The sequence below is a fragment of the Kitasatospora sp. NPDC004799 genome (assembly GCF_040609095.1).
In the GTDB taxonomy this organism is placed as follows: domain Bacteria; phylum Actinomycetota; class Actinomycetes; order Streptomycetales; family Streptomycetaceae; genus Kitasatospora.
Genome location: NZ_JBEXJK010000208.1, coordinates 1 through 14,387, shown reverse-complemented (window position 1 = coordinate 14,387; position 14,387 = coordinate 1). Strand labels below are relative to the sequence as shown.

The window sequence follows — 14,387 nt, the reverse complement described above, 5'->3', positions numbered from 1 at the left end:
CGTGCGATCACCACCATCGCGGCGGCCGCACCGTGCGGGCGTTCGACTAGGGCCTGCTGGACCCGGGTCACGCTGGCCGCGAGTTTCGGGCGCCGCCGTCGGCTGCGGTCCCGTTGCGGAACCGTTCCTTCAGCTGCTCCGTGAGCTGCTCCCTGAGCTGCGGCGCCAGGTTCGCCTGCCGGACCCGCCGGGGCAGGCCGCCCGGCGTCCGGGGCACGGCGTCCACCGGCGGAGCCGGGGCCGGGCCGGGCCGCCCGGCGTCCCCGACCACCTCGACGGCCCTGACGGCCCCGTCGCCCCCGTCGGCTCCTGCCGCGACGCCGGCCCCGGCCGTCCCGGCGGCCGCCACGGCCGCCTCGGCCGCGGCCACCACGACGTCCTCCCGCCGGTGCCGCCCCGTCCCCGGGGCGTCCTCGGTGTCCGCCGCGGGCGCGGGGACCAGCACCGGCCCGCCCTTGCCCCGCGAGGCCCGGCGCGGCAGCCCGCCCGCCGTACGGCCGGCCTCCGGCACGGAGGGCCGCGGCCCACTCGTCGTCCCACGGTGCCTGCCCGCCGCGCCGTCGACAGCACCCGTCCCGGCGCCCGCACCCGCGGAGCCGACCGCCCCGGCCGGCGCGGGGGCGGCGCCACCCGAGCCGGGCACCGCGACCAGGTCCCGCTGCCCGCGCCGACCGCCCGCCGCGGCGCGCCGCTGCCCGGCCTTGCCCGGCTCCGGCATCCCGTCCGGCGCCTCCGCGAGCAGCTCACGCGGGATCAGCACCACCGCCGTCGTCCCGCCGTACGGGGACGGCCGCAGGTGCACCCGGATGCCGTGCCGCCGGGCCAGCCGGCTGACCACGAACAGGCCCAACCGGTCGGTGTCGGCGAGGTCGAACTCCTGCTCCACGGCGAGGCGTTCGTTGATCTCGGCGAGCAGCTGTTCGCTCAGTCCGAGGCCCCGGTCGTCGATCTCCAGCGCGAAGCCGTGCGCCACCACCTCGCCCTGGACGGTGACCTGGGTGCTCGGCGGGGAGAACACCGCGGCGTTCTCGACGAGTTCGGCGACCAGGTGGGTGACGTCCGCGACGGCGCTGCCGAGCAGGCCGGTGCCGGGGAACGGCCGGACGATCACCCGGGCGTAGTCCTCGACCTCGCCGACCGCCGCCCGGACCACGTCCACCATCCGGACCGGCTTGCGCCAGGCGCGCCCGGGCGAGCCGCCGGCCAGGATGATCAGGCCCTCGGCGTGCCGGCGCATGCGGGTGGTGAGGTGGTCGACCTTGAAGAGGTCCTCCAGCTCCGCCGGGTCCTCGGTGCGGCGCTCCATGGTGTCGAGCAGGGTGAGCTGGCGGTGCAGCAGCACCTGGCTGCGCCGGGCCAGGTTGACGAACACCGCCGAGACCCCGCGCCGCAGTTCGGCCTGTTCGACGGCGGCCTCGACGGCGGCCCGCTGCACCGCGTTGAACGCCTGGCCGACCTGGCCGATCTCGGCGTTCCCGAAGTGCAGTTCGGGGGCCTCGGTGGCCACGTCCACCGGCTCGCCGCGGCGCAGCCGCAGCATGACGGACGGCAGCCGGGTGCCGGCCAGCTCGTCGGCCGCGTTGCGCAGGCCGATCAGCTCGCGGGCCAGGCCGCGGCCGATCCGGAACGAGATCATGATCGACAGCACCACGGCGACCAGGCCGACCGCACCGGCGATGCCGCCGCGCCAGAGCATCCCGATCGCCGTGGACCGCGCGCGGTCGTCCAGCCCGACGGAGATCCGGCTGTTGATCGAGGCGAGGTCGCCGAGCGCCCGGTCGGCGGTCTCCCGCCAGTTGTCGCCGTTGAGTGCCTGGACCACCCGGTCGGGGCCGCCGGCGCCGACGAAGTCCGCCTCGGCGCGGGCCAGCGCGCCCCAGGCCTCGCCACCGCGCAGCGCGGCGTAGTCGGACTGGTCGGCGGGTTCGAGCTCGGCGATGTAGACGGTGAACAGCGCCTGCTGGTTGTGCAGGGCGTCCAGCGCGACCTGGTACTGCTCGCCGGTGGGCTTGGCGGTGCCGGTGCGCAGGCCCTCCATCGCCGCGTCCTCCTGCGACAGGTACTCGCGGGCGCGCACCAGCTCGATCAGGATGGTGCCCTGGCGCGGGAGTTGGCCGCTCTGCCGGGCGACGTAGGCGGACCGGAAGCCGAACACCGGCTTGACCAGGTCGCTGTACTGCTCCAGCGCGAACTCCCAGTTCAGCGCGGAGCGGCCGACCTGGGCGCGCAGCGGTCCGATCTGGTCGGCGGCGGCGATGATCTGCACGAAGCGGCCGCGCTGGGGGGCGGAGAGCTTGCTCCCGGAGCCGTCCTTCTTCTGCCGCAGCACCTCCAGGCTGCGGTCGGTGGCGGCCTGGGCCCGCTCGTAGGCCTCCCTGGCGGTCGGCGAGCGCGGGTCGGCCAGCCGCTGGACGGCGGCGCGGCGCTCGTTCTGCAGGTCGCCGGTGTACTGGTCGACCGGGCCCGCGAACTCCTTGTACGTACGGCTGATCCCGATCTGGTCCCAGACGTCCCCGGTGGTGGCGATCGTGGCGTACGCCCACAGGGCGGTGAGCGCGACGATGGGCACCAGGAGCAGCGCGATGATCTTCGCGCGGATCGAGCTGCTGCGCAGACGCATGGAGTCCTCGGTCGGGAAGTGCCAGGCGCGGACGGGGAGCGGTGGGGGCGGTCGGAGTGGCCGTGGAGGGTGCTGGGGAAGGTCGGAGGAGGGGGTCCCGGCCACAGGTCTGCGAGACTCTACTACGCCCTCAGCAGTCGTTCGAGGGGCGAACCGGTCCGCCGGCCCGTCTCGTCCCGCACACGTCAGAAACCGGTCGTCCCCGCCTCCGCTTGCCGTCCGGATCGTCCGGAGATTCCCGGAACACCCGGTTCGCACGGATCCGCCGGACCCTCCGCGGCTCCGCCCCCGCGCCCCCGCCTCCCTCCCACGCGTCTCCCCTGGCACGACACCAGCGGGCGGCGCGCGTGCCGATCTCGCCGTGTCACCGTCACAACCCTGGGAAGTGACGGGGCGATCCGATAGTTTCGGCCCACCCCGTACCGACGGGCACCGAACTGGGGAGGACCGTGCGCGAGTTCACCACCCCCGCCCCGGCCGTGCCCGAGGCCGCCGGAGGACTCGCCGACTCCCTCTACGACACCGCCGAGCGCACCCCCGACCTGGTCCAGCTGTCCCGGCGGGCCGCGGACGGGCCGTGGCAGGACGTCACCGCCCGGGAGTTCCGGAACCAGGTGCTCGCCCTGGCCAAGGGCCTGCTCACCCACGGCGTGCGCTACGGCGACCGGGTCGCCCTGATGTCCCGCACCCGCTACGAGTGGACGCTGTTCGACTACGCACTCTGGTCGATCGGCGCCATCACCGTCCCGGTCTACCCCACCGCCGCCGCGGAGCAGGTGCGCTGGATCCTCGCCGAGACCCAGGCCGTGGCCTGCCTGGTCGAGGACGAGGACGCCGCGATGACGGTCGGCGCGGTCTGCGACGCGCTGCCCGACCTCACCGGCATCTGGCAGCTGGACCGCGACTGCGTCGCCGCGATCACCGAGGACGGCCTCGGCGTGCCCGACTCCCTGGTGCACCGCCAACGGCTCGGCGTCGCCGCCGAGAACGTCGCCACGGTCGTCTACACCTCCGGTACCACCGGCCGCCCCAAGGGCTGCCTGCTCACCCACGCCAACCTGGCCGCCGAGGCCGACGCCCTGCTCGCCGGCTGGGGGGACGCCCTGCGCGACACCGGCGGCGGCCAACCCGCCACCCTGCTGTTCCTGCCGCTCGCCCACGTCTACGGGCGGGCCGTGCAGATCGCGGCGGTCCGCGGCGGCTTCCGGATCGGGCACATCCCCGAGGTCTCCACCGACGCGCTGCTGCCCGCGCTGGAGACCTTCCGCCCGACCTTCCTGCACGCCGTCCCGTACGTCTTCGAGAAGCTCTTCCAGCGGGCCCGGCGGGCCGCCGAGGACGCCGGGCGCGGCGAACTCTTCGAACAGGCCCGGCAGGTGGCCGTCGACTGGGCCGCCGCCCGGGAGCAGAAGGCCTTCGGCCGCGGCCCTGGCCCGGGCGCGGCCCTGCGCCTGCGCCACCTCGCGTACGAGCGGACCGTCTACCCGAAGCTGCGGGCGGTGCTCGGCGGCCGGGTGCGCAGCATCATGTGCGGCGGCTCCACGCTCCGGCGCGAACTGGGCCTGTTCTTCACCGGCGCCGGCCTCCAGCTGTACGAGGGCTACGGGCTGACCGAGACCACCGCCGCGATCACCGCCAACCCGCCCGGCCGGCAGAAGCTCGGCACGGTCGGACAGCCGGTGCCGGGCGCCTCGGTGGCGATCGCCGACGACGGCGAGGTGTGGGTGCGCGGCGGCTCGGTCTTCGGCGGCTACCTCAACCATCCGCGGTGCACGGCCGAGTCGCTGGTCGACGGCTGGTTCGCGACCGGCGACCTGGGCCGGCTGGACGAGGACGGCTACCTCAGCATCACCGGCCGCAAGAAGGACCTGATCGTCACCAGCAGCGGCAAGAACCTGGCCCCGGCGGCCCTGGAGGAGCGGGTCGAGGCGCACCCGCTGGTCTCCCAGTGCCTGGTGGTGGGCGACGACCGCCCGTACGTGGCCGCGCTGATCACGCTCGACCCGGCGGCGCTGGCGCACTGGCTGAAGAGCCGCGGGCGGGAGCAGGCGGACCCGTGGACGGTGCTCGCGGACGACGAGCTGCACGGGGAGATCCAGCGGGCGGTGGCGGCCGCCAACACGGCGGTCTCGCGGGCCGAGTCGATCCGCGCGTTCCGGCTGCTGCCAAGGGAGTTCAGCCAGGAGCAGGGGCTGCTCACTCCCTCGCTCAAGCTGCGGCGGGCGGCGATCGCGGAGCACTACGCGACGGACATCGCGGAGCTGTACCTGTCCTGAGGCGGGGACGAACCCGGCCTGCCCGAAGGGTCTCTGACGCACCGTCTTGTCCCTCGTGTCGCAGGAGTGGTGGCCTGGGGTTCACCGCCCGGTCCCTTGACGACCCCATTGGTCTAGTCCATTGTTGCGACGATCCGGAGTTCCACCGTTCGGAGTTCCACCGTTCGGAGTTCCGCTGTTTCGGAGTTCCACCGTTCGGAACTCGGATGCTCGGAGTTCCACGGTCCGATTCCGCTCACGCCCTCCCCACGGGCGTGCCCCCACCTGCTGGAGTCCTCACGTGTCGATGTCCACGCGTCTGTCCGCGCTGGCCGCCTCGGTCGCGCTGCTCACCGCCCTCACCGGGCCGACGGCCTCCGCCGACGCCGCCCCGGCAGCCCCGTCCGCCCCGGCAGCCCCGACCGTCAACCTCGCCACCAATCCCGGCTTCGAGGTGCCCTCCCCTGACCTCGCCGACTGGGGCAGCGTCCCCGGCTGGAGCTGCACCGGCGGCCCGGCCGAGGCCGCCGTCACCACCGCCTCCCCGCACACCGGCACCGCCGCCCTCACCGTCACCCCGGCGAGCGCCGACTCCACCGGCGAGTGCGCGCAGACCGTCGCGGTCCAGCCCGACACCACCTACACGGCCTCCGCGTGGGTCCGCGGCGACTTCGTCCACCTGGGCGCCACCGGGACCGGCAGGGACGTCGCACCCGCCTGGACGGAGACCACCCGCGGCGGCTGGCAGCGGCTGAGCACCCGGTTCACCACCGGCCCGAACGCGCGCACCGTCCGGCTGTACGTGCACGGCTGGTACCAGCAGGGCCCGTTCTCGGTGGACGACGTCCGGGTGGACGGCCCCGCGCCCGCCCCGGCCGTGGCCGCGGGCTCCGTCCCCACCAACGACAGGGTCGTCTTCTTCACCGTGGACGACGGCTGGCAGCGCACCCCCGAGGCGGAACGGTTCATCACCGACCACCGGCTGCCGATCACCGCCTTCCCGCTGCCGATGCCGGCCGCCGCCGATCCCGCCTTCTTCCGGCGGGTCACCGCCGTGCCCGGCTCCTCGGTCCAGGACCACAGCGTCTCCCACGCCGACCTCACCAAGCTCCCGCTGGAGCGGCAGCAGGTCGAGGTCTGCGACGCCCGCGACTCCCTGACCCGGCTCTTCGGCACCGCGCCGACGTTCTTCCGCCCGCCGTACTTCGCCTGGAACGCCGACACCCTGCAGGCCGCCGCCAACTGCGGCATCCGCACCGTGCTCACCGCCGACGCGGACTTCAGCTGGGGCGCCTCCAACATCTGGCACCCGGGCCTGCTGCAGCCGGGCGACGTCGTGCTGATGCATTGGACCGACACCCTCGCCGCCGACCTCCAGCGCGCCCTGGCCGCCGCCGACGCCGCCGGGCTCAAGCCGGCCGGCCTGGTCGACTACCTGCGCTGACGGACGCCGACCGGAACGGACGCGCCGCCGCCCCTGCCGGGAGGAGCGGCGCGTCGCCGTTCACCGTTCGGCGCTGGGGACGGGGGTCCGACGACCGTTCAGCCGCCGAAGACGTCGCCCATCCAACCGATCAGGCGCGCCTCGAAGTCCGCGGCGGAGGTGATGCCCTGGGCCGGGATCGTGCCGCCCGGCTCGCGCCCCTCCGCCGTGGGCGCCCCGTCCTCCCAGTCGGCGGCCAGGTAGTCCACGTCCGCCCAGCCCCCGCGGAACAGCACCACCTCCAGTTCACCGCAGGTCAGCGGGTCGGCCAGCCGCAGGCCGACGGACTCCGGATCGACGACCCGGGACCGGTCCGTCTCCAGCGGCTGCGACCACGGGGCGAGCCGGTCGCGCCAGGTGAGCGGGCTCACCGTCAGCCGGGCGGCGCGCCACCGCGGCGTCCGGGCGGCGATCCGCGCGGCGGCGTCGTCGAGGTCCACCACATGGTCCACGGCGGTTCGGGTTCCCTTCCGGCGGCGATCGTTTCGTTGACAGCGCGTCCACGGCCTGGCTCTAATGGGGGCGTGCAGCGCGGCGTCGGCCAAAGAGTAGTGGGCCGGCCGACAGCCGAGCGGGCACCTTTCCGAAGGGACGATGCGCGATGAGCACTCTCTCCGCTTCCCTGATCTGACGCCGGGCGGTCACCCCGCGGTGCCCGCGTGCGCGAACCGTGCGCTGCGTTCCGGGCCGTACGTCCCGCACTCCGCGTCCAGCGTCCTGGCTCCTGGATCCTGCGTCCTGCAACGGCCGTCGCCGGATGCGCCGGATCCGCGACCGGCCGTACCGCCGGTTCGGGCACCGACACCGACACCGCAGGTGACCGCGACTCCCCTTTCCTCTCTGGAGATCCATCACACACGCATGCCTATGTCCTTCAACCTGAACGTCATCGAGGAGTTCCGCGCCAACGGCGGACGGGTCGGCGGCCCGTTCGAGGGCGGCGACCTGCTGTTGCTGACCACCACCGGGGCCCGCTCCGGGCGGCCGCACACCGTGCCGCTCGGGTACGTCCGGGCGGAGGGGCTGCTCCTGGTCGTCGCCTCGGCCGGCGGGGCGCCGGAGCACCCCCAGTGGTACCGCAACCTCCTCGCCCACCCGGTGGTCCGGGTCGAGATCGGCACCGAGTCCTTCGACACCGTCGCCGTACCCGCCGAAGGCGAGCGCCGGGCGCGGCTGTTCGCGGCCGTCGTCCGGAAGGCTCCGGGCTACGGCGACTACCAGGCGCACACCGACCGGGAGTTGCCGGTCGTGGTCCTGGAACGGCCCGAGCCGCCCGCCGACGGCCCTGCGCCGGTGGTGCGCAGCCTCGCCGACAAGCTGCTGGAGGCGCACACCTGGCTGCGCGCGCAGCTGCGCCACGTACGGGAGGAGGCGCACGCCCACGTCCCGGGCCGCCCGGCCGCGCTCGGGCTGCAGCTGCGCCAGCACTGCCTGGCCTTCTGCGACGGGCTGACCCACCACCACACCGGCGAGGACGCCGCGATCTTCCCCGCCCTGGCCCGCAGCCATCCGGAGCTGGCCGACGTCCTGGCGCGGCTCGACGAGCAGCACCGGGTCATCGGGCGGATCAAGGAGGAGCTGGTGGCGCTGCTGGCCGGGATCGCGGTCACCGAGCCGGAGCGGCTCCGCACGGAGCTGGACCGGATGTCCGCCGAGCTGGAGGCGCACCTCGACGACGAGGAGGCCGAACTCCTGCCGCTCCTGGCCGCCATCCCCTTCCCGCCGACGGGGCCGGCGCCGAGCGGGTCCGCTCCGGACCGGACCGCCCCGAACGGGTCCGCCCCGAACGGGTCCGCCCCGAACGGACCGGCACCGGGCGGATCTGCACCTTCCGGTAGCTGAAACGGCGTCGCCGCCGTCCCCTCCCGAGGCGTGGGAGGGGACGGCGGCACCGGCGGCCCTGTGACGAGGCCGTCCGTTACGGCACTCCCTACAGCGCCGAGAACACCGGCAGGTAGCCGCCGGAGTGGCCGGCCGCCTTCGGGTGGTAGCTCTCGTCGACCGGCAGGGTGGTGCTGTTCAGCCAGGTGGTCAGCGAGCCGCAGATCTCGTGCTCGTTGAAGATGCTGCGGACGTCGCCGAAGGCGAAGCCGGCGTTGGCGGCGCGCTTGGCGAGGACGCCGTCCAGGGTGTCGGCGGCACCGTTGATGGCCGCGCGCTTGGTGTCACCGATGCCGAAGATGCAGCTGCCGCCGACCTTGTAGATGTGCGGGTAACCCATCACCACGACGCGGGCGTTCGGGGACTTGGCCTTGATCGCCGCGTACACCTTGTCCAGCTGGGCGGGCAGGGTGTTGGTGGCGTAGGCCTTGGCCGTGTTGACGGCGTTGATGCAGTCGGCGTCCGAGCCGAGGACACAGGTCTGCATGGTGTCGGCGAAGCCGGCGTCGTTGCCGCCGACCGAGATGCTGACCCGCGTGGTGCCGGCGTCCAGCGCGGAGATCTGGCTGTTCAGGACGTCGCCGGTCCTTGCGCCCGAACAGGCGACGAACTTGAAGGAGGACGGCGCGTGCGCGTTCTTCCAGAGGTACGGGTACGCGTTGGTGCTGCGCTTGCAGCTGCCGCTGTCGCTCAGGTAGCTGCCGGCGCCGACACCGGAGGAGTACGAGTCGCCCAGGGCCACATAGTTGACGCCGGCGGCGTTCGCGGACGACGCGGCGAAGAGCGTCGTCATGGTGAGGCCTGCCGCTATGGCGGCGATGGACAGGGCACGGGCACGGCGGATCATCACTGCTCCAGTGGGGTGGGGTGGTGAGGGTCACAGAAGTGATACCAGGCGGTAGCCGAACCCGGAAGCGGTCATGCCAAGGATATTGACGGACCGTCTGATAGCACAGAGATGAACTGCCGCCGACAATCCGTGATGTCACGCTGGTCAGAGCGGGTGCACCGTGACGCGCGTAGCGCAGCGCGCGTAGACCGGCAACTTGCGGAAGTTCCGTGCGCGGTAAGCGGGTGGTTGCCGCCCGGCCATCGTCGCGTCGGATTCGACGAGGGTGTCAGCGGATGCAGGGGGGGCTGCTGAAAACGCTCATGGAACGTCAGAAGGTGGTCCACATGGGGCATCCACGAATCCGTCGGAATTCACCGGTACGGATGATCGGGCCCGGATGACCGATGTGAACGACCGTCCGGGAGACGCGGCAGAGCTCCGCACCGGGCGAGGCGGCAGACCGGCGCGGCCGGGCGACACGCCCTGAGGTCGCATGGGGGCACGGCGACGCGCGCGGTCAGGCGACACGCCGCCAGGAGACGCGCGCGGCCGGCGTGGGCGCGGCCAGGCGAGGCGCGCGGTCAGCCGAGGCGCGCGGTCAGCCGAGGGCGCCGGGGCGGCCGCCGCCGGGGTGCACGCCGGCCGAGTACACGACGCCCGGGGAGAGCGTGCAGCCCTCGACTGGCAACTCCTCGATCGCCTCGTTCGCCGCTGCGGGCACCCCGAGCCACCGGGCGGCGGTGGCGACCGCCGCCCGGGCCTGGCGCAGCCCGGGCGTGCCCCAGCCGAGCAGTTCGACGGCGAGGCCCGGCGCGACCAGCAGCCGCCGGTAGTGCCGGCCCGAGGCCGGGTCGGCCACGCTCGGACCGACCGCCCGCAGCGCCGCCGCCATCCGGACCCGCGCGCACTCGTGCCCGCCGTTCGCCGAACCGATCCGGTCGTAGAGGTAGCCGAGGTAGTACGGCCGCCCGATCAGGGCCTGCGCCTCCTCGACCGCCTCCCGGGCCAGGGCGGCCGCCGGGTCCCCGCCGTCCTCCGGCTCCAGCGAGCCGCCGGGCAGCGAGCAGATCCCGTCCCGCGGGTTCACCAGCGTCAGCACCCGCCCGTCCGGCGCGAACAGCCACCCCCAGGACTGCTTGACCGGCAGCCCCGCCGGCACCTGCTCGCCCGGCCGCCACGGCCAGCCCGCCGTGGGGCGCCGCCGCACCTTCCCGAGGAGCTCGGAGATCTCCGCGCTGTACTCGATCGGGCTCATGCTCTCGCCCCGCGACGCGCGGCGTGGGCGCCCGCCCCCGCGCACCCCCTGGCGCCGAGCTCGCTCCGCTCGCTCATCCGTCCCCCTCTCGCAGTCGGGCTTCGCCGGACCGGCGGTGCGCGAGGAGGACCTGCATGGCGCGGTTCGGAGCGGAGCGGCCGGAACGGCGGCGTGGGGCACCGCACGCTCCTGCTGTTGATCTTCTCCGAATCTTCCCCGAACAGGCGGTCGATGAACAGTCCCCAGCGCCGCATGGTGGACGCGGAGGCGGTGAACGCGGTGAATGCGCGGGCGCTGAGCGCTCCGGTCACCCCAGCGGCCCACCCCCTTCCCCGACGCCCCGGAAGCCGGGCAGCGGGAACCCGGGCCGAGGGTCCACCCCCGGCGGGAAGGGCAGCCCGCGCGCGGCGTCGTCCGCCAGCTCGTCGAACACCTCGTGCGCGGTCATCGGCCGCAGCCGCCCGCCGACCAGCGCCCAGCCGAGCACCGGCGGCCGGGCCGGGGCGTCCGCGGCCGGGGCCGCGGGTGGACGGCCGACCGGGGCGGACTCTCCGGCCTCCCCGGACTCCCCGGCCTCCCCGGACTCCCCGGCCTCCCCGATCTCCCCGTCGGCCCGGGCACGCCGGCCGTCGGGCCGCACGCCCGGCGACGGATCGCCGTGCAGCAGCAGCGCCCCCTCCCCGCCCAGGGCCACACCCGCCGCGAGCGTGACGCAGAACGCCTCCACGTCCCGCCCGGCCGGGTACAGCTGCCCCTCCTCCACGCAGACGTCCACCGCCGAGGTGAGCTCCTCGCCGTCCTCCGGGCCGTGGCAGCGCAGCGTCAGCAGGTGGCACCCCTCCCCCGCGCCCTCGGCCAGCGCCAGGTAGACCGAGGTCACGTACCGCATCACGGCGGCCATCCGGAGCTGCCCGTCCGCGCCGTCGCCGACGGCGTCCAGCAGGGCCGCGCAGGCCACGGACATCCGCACCCGCGCCCGGTGGTCGTCCAGCAGCACCGGCAGCAGCTCGGCCAGCCGCTCCCCCGCGTAGACGAACGGCTCCCCGGCCAGCTCCGGATCGCCCGCGTAGGCGACCCGGGCGGCGGGCAGCCGGGGATCGAGGCCGAGCGCCTCGCAGTAGTCCTCGAAGTCGCCCGCCTCCAGGACCCGCAGGTGCACCTCCAGCCCCTGCCGGTGCAGGGCCGTCAGCTGCTCCTCGACCCGTCGCAGGTAGGCCTGGTGGCCGAGCCCGCCGAACAGCCCGTACCGGGCCAGCCCGGCGAAGTCCCCGGCGTCGACGGCCAGCGCCACTGCCACCGGCTGGGGCGGCGGTGCGCCCCGGACCGGCCCGCCGTACCCGGCCGGCCGCGCACCGCCTCCTCCTCCCGCACGCCCGCCCGGCGGCCGCCCGCCCCCGGGCGGCACCGCCCCGCCGGGCCCGCCGGCCGACGCCCCGCCGGCGCCACCGCCCGGCCTCCGCCCGGACAGCACCAGCACCCGCCGACGCCCCCGCGACGGCCGCCCCACCGCGGCACCCAGCACCTCGCACACCAGCTTCCGCACAGCAGCCATGGCTCCTCCTTCTCGCTCGCCCACTGCGGACCACGCCGACCGCCCCGGCTGGGACCGGCCGACGCCGAGGAACATACACAGAGCCACTGACAATGCACCCCAAGTAATCGAACAAGCTCGGCGGCACCCCTTGGCCGGTCGCCGCGACCAGGCACGCCACCACCCCCAAAGGACCCGGACCCCACCGCTTCCCCGGGACTCCTGGGCCGTGTGGTTCCCCACGGCCGGGCGGGATTGTCAGTGGTGCGGGTTAGGGTCGGGGACCATGCGACTGCTGCATACCTCCGACTGGCATCTCGGGCGCTCGTTCCACCGGGAGAGCCTGCACGACGCCCAGCGCGCCTTCCTGGACCACCTGGTGGAGGTGGTCCAGTCCGAGGGCGTGGACGCCGTGCTGGTGGCGGGGGACGTGTACGACCGGGCGCTGCCCGGGCTGGAAGCGGTCGCGATGTTCGACGACGTGCTGCACCGGCTGGCGGACCTCGGGGTGCCGACGGTCTTCATCAGCGGCAACCACGACTCGGCCCGCCGCCTCGGCGTCGGGGCCGGGCTGATCGGGCGGGTCGGCATCCACCTGCGGACCGACCCGGGCGAGTGCGCCGAGCCCGTCCTGCTGGCCGACGAACACGGCCCGGTGGCGGTGTACGGGCTGCCGTACCTGGAGCCGACGCTGGTGCGCGAGCGCTTCGGGCTGGCGAAGGGCGGGCACGCGGCGGTGCTCGGTGCGGCGATGGACCAGGTCCGGGCGGATCTCGCGGCACGCCCGGCCGGCACCCGGGCGGTGGTGCTGGCGCACGCCTTCGTCACCGGCGGCGCGCCGAGCGACAGCGAGCGGGACATCGCGGTCGGCGGAGTCGCCTCCGTCCCCGCGTCGGTCTTCGACGGGGTGCACTACGCCGCGCTCGGCCACCTGCACGGCTGCCAGACGCTCGCCCCGCACCTGCGCTACAGCGGCTCCCCGCTCGCCTACTCCTTCTCCGAGGTGCACCAGCGCAAGACCATGTGGCTGGTCGACCTGGCCGCCGACGGCTCGGTGACGGCCGAGCGCGTCCCCTGCCCGGAGCCGCGCCGGCTGGCCACGCTGCGCGACACCCTCGACGCGCTGCTCACGGACGAGAGGTACGCCGAGCACGAGCAGTCCTGGGTGCAGGCCACGATCACCGACGCGGCCCGGCCGAGCGAGCCGATGGAACGGCTGCGCCGCCGCTTCCCGCACACCCTCCAGCTGCTGTTCGACCCCGAGCGGAGCGACGCCGAGCCCTCGCAGTCGTACGCGGCGCGGGTCAGCGGCCGCGGGGACCTGGAGATCGCGGAGGGCTTCCTGCGGCACGTCCGCCCCGGCGCCGAGCCGGAGCCGGACGAGCTCGGCTGGCTCAGCGAGGGCTTCGAGCGCGTCCGGGAGAACACCGACCGGAAGGCGGACCTGCCCCGATGAGGCTGCACCGGCTCACCGTCACCGCCTTCGGCCCGTTCGCGGGCAGCGAGACGGTGGACTTCGACGCGCTCGCCGCCGGCGGGCTGTTCCTGCTGCGCGGCGCGACGGGCGCGGGCAAGACCAGCGTGCTGGACGCGGTCTGCTTCGCCCTGTACGGCGAGACGCCGGGCGCGCGCCGGGCCAACCGGCTGCGCAGCGACCACGCCGACCCGAAGCGGCTGACCTCGGTCGAGCTGGAGCTGACCCTCGGCGGGCGGCGGCTCCAGATCACCCGGCTGCCCGAGCAGCGCCGGCCGAAGAAGGTCGGCACCGGCACCACCGTCGAGCGGGCCCAGACCCTGCTGCGCGAGTGGGTCCCCGACACCGGCGACGGCACGCCGGGCTGGCGGGGGCTCAGCAAGTCGCACCAGGAGGCCGGGGAGGAGATCCACCGGCTGATCGGCATGAACCGGGAGCAGTTCTGCCAGGTGGTGCTGCTGCCGCAGGGCGACTTCGCCCGGTTCCTCAAGGCCGACTCGGAGGAGCGCGGCAAGCTGCTGCGGCGGCTCTTCGACACCGAGCGGTTCCAGCACGTGGAGGCCTGGCTGGCCGAGCAGCGCCGCGGCCAGGAGGCCGCCGTCCAGGCCGGTCGGCGCCGGCTGCGGGACCTCGCCAGCAAGGCCGAACAGGCGGCCGGTCCGGGCGCCGAGCCCGCCGCGGGCTGGGTGCCGGCCGAGGAGGACGACGCCGGCCTGGCCGCCGGGGCGCTCGGCTGGGCGGCGGTCCTGCGCAGCGGCGCGGCCGAGCAGCTCACCGTCGCCGAGGCCGCCCTCGCGGGCGCCGAGGCGGCCCAGCGCGCCGCCCAGGAGCACCACGAGGGCGCCGAGGAGCTGGCCGGTCGCCAGCGCCGGCACCGGGAGGCGCTGGGTCTGGCCGAATGGCTGGCCGGCTTCGAGCCCGCGGCGGCCGCGGACCGGCAGCGGCTGGCCGCCGCGCAGGAGGCCTGCGCGCGGGGGTCGTCGGACACCTCGATCCGGTAGGCGACGCTGATGTACCTGCCGCGCGGATCGCGCTCGGGGGCGTCGTAGATACCGA

Annotated in this window: 10 protein-coding genes; 5 read left to right on the top strand and 5 right to left on the bottom strand. The window is 74.9% G+C overall.

The annotated features are described in order from the left end of the window. Positions 1-67: 67 nt before the first annotated feature. Complete coding sequence (locus ABZW03_RS24220) at positions 68-2,620, bottom strand: ATP-binding protein (protein WP_355261946.1); 2,553 nt, start codon at positions 2,618-2,620, stop codon at positions 68-70. 449 nt (positions 2,621-3,069) lie between these two features. Between ABZW03_RS24220 and ABZW03_RS24215 the strand changes: the two genes are divergently transcribed. Then, positions 3,070-4,896 (top strand): AMP-dependent synthetase/ligase, encoded by a 1,827-nt coding sequence (locus ABZW03_RS24215; RefSeq protein ID WP_355261943.1) that lies wholly within the window; start codon positions 3,070-3,072, stop codon positions 4,894-4,896. Positions 4,897-5,182: 286 nt separating this feature from the next. Further along, complete coding sequence (locus ABZW03_RS24210) at positions 5,183-6,319, top strand: polysaccharide deacetylase family protein (RefSeq protein ID WP_355261940.1); 1,137 nt, start codon at positions 5,183-5,185, stop codon at positions 6,317-6,319. Positions 6,320-6,417: 98 nt separating this feature from the next. On the opposite strand, the gene ABZW03_RS24205 is transcribed toward ABZW03_RS24210, so the two are convergent. Next, a complete protein-coding gene (locus ABZW03_RS24205) occupies positions 6,418-6,810 on the bottom strand; it encodes a hypothetical protein (RefSeq protein WP_355261938.1) in 393 nt (130 codons plus the stop codon). A 409-nt stretch (positions 6,811-7,219) separates the two neighbouring features. Between ABZW03_RS24205 and ABZW03_RS24200 the strand changes: the two genes are divergently transcribed. Then, positions 7,220-8,200 (top strand): nitroreductase/quinone reductase family protein, encoded by a 981-nt coding sequence (locus ABZW03_RS24200; protein ID WP_355261935.1) that lies wholly within the window; start codon positions 7,220-7,222, stop codon positions 8,198-8,200. Positions 8,201-8,288: 88 nt separating this feature from the next. Here the strand turns inward: ABZW03_RS24200 and ABZW03_RS24195 are convergent, their stop codons facing one another. The 3 genes from ABZW03_RS24195 to ABZW03_RS24185 all read right to left on the bottom strand — a co-directional run bounded on the left by ABZW03_RS24195 (position 8,289) and on the right by ABZW03_RS24185 (position 11,878). Continuing rightward, positions 8,289-9,032: an SGNH/GDSL hydrolase family protein gene (locus ABZW03_RS24195; protein ID WP_355261949.1), complete on the bottom strand. Its 744-nt coding sequence runs from the start codon at positions 9,030-9,032 to the stop codon at positions 8,289-8,291. A 637-nt stretch (positions 9,033-9,669) separates the two neighbouring features. Continuing rightward, positions 9,670-10,326 (bottom strand): NUDIX hydrolase, encoded by a 657-nt coding sequence (locus tag ABZW03_RS24190; RefSeq protein WP_355261932.1) that lies wholly within the window; start codon positions 10,324-10,326, stop codon positions 9,670-9,672. Between the two features lie 307 nt (positions 10,327-10,633). After that, complete coding sequence (locus ABZW03_RS24185) at positions 10,634-11,878, bottom strand: hypothetical protein (RefSeq protein ID WP_355261929.1); 1,245 nt, start codon at positions 11,876-11,878, stop codon at positions 10,634-10,636. A gap of 265 nt (positions 11,879-12,143) precedes the next feature. Here ABZW03_RS24185 and ABZW03_RS24180 point away from each other — a divergent pair, with 265 nt between their 5' ends. After that, positions 12,144-13,313, top strand: coding sequence for an exonuclease SbcCD subunit D (locus ABZW03_RS24180; protein ID WP_355261926.1), 1,170 nt, complete (start codon positions 12,144-12,146; stop codon positions 13,311-13,313). Then, the gene (locus ABZW03_RS24175) at positions 13,310-14,332 is read left to right on the top strand and encodes an SMC family ATPase (RefSeq protein WP_355261923.1); all 1,023 of its coding nucleotides are present in this window, start codon (positions 13,310-13,312) and stop codon (positions 14,330-14,332) included. Before ABZW03_RS24180 ends, ABZW03_RS24175 begins: the two co-directional genes overlap by 4 nt. Positions 14,333-14,387: the final 55 nt, after the last annotated feature.

Excerpts from the sequence above, each read along its gene's own strand:
- ABZW03_RS24220 (WP_355261946.1), bottom strand. The coding sequence starts at position 2,620 with ATGCGTCTGCGCAGCAGCTCGATCCGCGCGAAGATCATCGCGCTGCTC.
- ABZW03_RS24210 (WP_355261940.1), top strand. The coding sequence starts at position 5,183 with ATGTCCACGCGTCTGTCCGCGCTGGCCGCCTCGGTCGCGCTGCTCACC.
- ABZW03_RS24200 (WP_355261935.1), top strand. The coding sequence starts at position 7,220 with ATGCCTATGTCCTTCAACCTGAACGTCATCGAGGAGTTCCGCGCCAAC.
- ABZW03_RS24195 (WP_355261949.1), bottom strand. The coding sequence starts at position 9,032 with ATGACGACGCTCTTCGCCGCGTCGTCCGCGAACGCCGCCGGCGTCAAC.
- ABZW03_RS24190 (WP_355261932.1), bottom strand. The coding sequence starts at position 10,326 with ATGAGCCCGATCGAGTACAGCGCGGAGATCTCCGAGCTCCTCGGGAAG.
- ABZW03_RS24185 (WP_355261929.1), bottom strand. The coding sequence starts at position 11,878 with ATGGCTGCTGTGCGGAAGCTGGTGTGCGAGGTGCTGGGTGCCGCGGTG.
- ABZW03_RS24180 (WP_355261926.1), top strand. The coding sequence starts at position 12,144 with ATGCGACTGCTGCATACCTCCGACTGGCATCTCGGGCGCTCGTTCCAC.
- ABZW03_RS24175 (WP_355261923.1), top strand. The coding sequence starts at position 13,310 with ATGAGGCTGCACCGGCTCACCGTCACCGCCTTCGGCCCGTTCGCGGGC.